This is a genomic window from Rhodoferax sp. RT5P35 (assembly GCF_056521385.1).
On record NZ_JBWMAX010000075.1, the window covers coordinates 1 to 1,665 of the forward strand.

Below are 1,665 nucleotides of genomic sequence, written 5' to 3' on the forward strand. Positions count from 1 at the left end.
TGGCAGATTGCTCGAGTGCATGCGCCAGGCAGTCAACCCGTTTGGCGATGGCCGCACCGCTCCCCGTATTGCCGATGTCCTGGCCCGAGACCTGGAAAGCCCCCTATGCGTATGAACCTGGTACGCCAAGCCGCCACCGGCCTGGCCCTGGCCGTGGGCGCAGGTGCCAGCGCGTCGGAGCCCTCCCTGCCACCCACCACCTGGGACATGCAGGCCAGCCACAGCCAGCTCAGCGCGGGCCTGCCTGATGGCGAAGCCCTGGTGGTGCGTGCCACCCAGGCGCTGCCCGCTGGCAGCCATCTGCTGGCTGAGCTGGTACAGGAGCGCAAGTTCGGCGAGCGCGGTGGCACGCTGGCATTGGCCTACACCGGCTTCCTGGCACCCGATTGGTTTGCCACAGGCACGCTGGTGGCGGGCCAGGGCGGACCCAACTGGGCCAAATGGCGTGCCGACCTGCAGGTATCCACCAAATGGCTGGACCAGCGCCAACTGGTGACCTCGGGTGCGCTCTACCACGCGGTGTTCGATGGCAGCCGCAGCGACTCGGGGCTGCGCCTGTCGGCCACCTGGTACCTGCCTGCGTCTGCTGTGGTGGAGGCCGGAGCCACGTTCAACCTGAGCCAGCCCGGCAGCGTCCACTCGCACATGCCGTATGCCGCCGTCACCTGGGGGCGTGAGGGCCAGCAGTACCTCAGCCTGCGCGCCTCCAGCGGCACCGAGGCCTACCAGGCTTTGGGCGCAGCCGCGCAACTGGTCAACTTCCGCAGCCGCAGTGTGGCCGCTACCTGGCGGCAGTGGATCGGCCCCCAGTGGGGCATCACGGCCCAGGCCGAACACTACCGTAACCCGACCTACCAGCGCCAGACACTGGGCCTGGGGCTGTTTGCACAGTGGTAGGAGCGCGCCGTGTCCACCCCTTTCCATCTGCTCGAATCCGTCAAACGCCTGCGTTTGCGCGGCCACCTGGGCGGGGAGATTCCGCAGCACCGGGCCATCTCCCGCCTGCACCTGCCGCGGCACCGCCTGTGGCTAGGGTTGGCCTTGGCGGTGCTGTTGACGCTGCTGCTGGTGCTGCTGCGCCCGTGGGTGGCGCAGGCCTGGGCGCTGGAGATGGTGTGGTGGATGCAGGTGCTGGAGGTGCCCGGGCACTTTGACGCGCGAGGGCGGGGCGGTGACGGCCTGCTGGCGCTGGCCGTGCCCTTCATCGACCTGCAACTGGCGGCCCCCAATGGCTGGGCTCCGGTAGGGCATGGGCTGGTGGCCCTGAGCGTGTGGTGGGTTGCAGGCCGAATGCCGGATGCGGCCAAGCCGGTGGCCTATCTGCTGCGTTTTGCCGTGTTGGTCCACGGCGCATCGGTGCTCTTCTTCATCTTTTGGCCGGCCAGCTTTCCCCACTCGGTGGACCAGCATGTCGGCAGCGGTTTGCGCCAGGCCTGGCATCTGATGCTGCTGGCACCCTGGATCCACTTCGCCACCTATTACCTGTTTCCGTTTGCGTTCTGGCAGCGCGTCCTGTTGACCGTGCTGAGCTGGCTGTTTCTGGGTCTGCTGACCCCGCTGCAATATGCCTTGCATGTGGCCTTGGTCCAGCATGGGGGTTTGGTGGTGATGCCGCTGCTGCACCTGCTATTGGGTGTGATGCTGGACATCATCGGCTTTGTGGCC

2 protein-coding genes are annotated in these 1,665 nt (G+C 67.3%); both read left to right on the forward strand.

Annotated features, from left to right (window positions below; translation table 11 throughout):
* Positions 1–105: 105 nt before the first annotated feature.
* Positions 106–897 (forward strand): YaiO family outer membrane beta-barrel protein, encoded by a 792-nt coding sequence (locus AC097L_RS23705; RefSeq protein WP_479589191.1) that lies wholly within the window; start codon positions 106–108, stop codon positions 895–897.
* A gap of 9 nt (positions 898–906) precedes the next feature.
* On the forward strand, positions 907–1,665 hold a 759-nt coding region (locus AC097L_RS23710), incomplete at its 3' end, for a hypothetical protein (protein ID WP_479589192.1).

What these genes read in the sequence shown, in the direction of transcription:
- AC097L_RS23705 (WP_479589191.1), top strand. Translation starts at nt 106, where the DNA reads ATGCGTATGAACCTGGTACGCCAAGCCGCCACCGGCCTGGCCCTGGCC.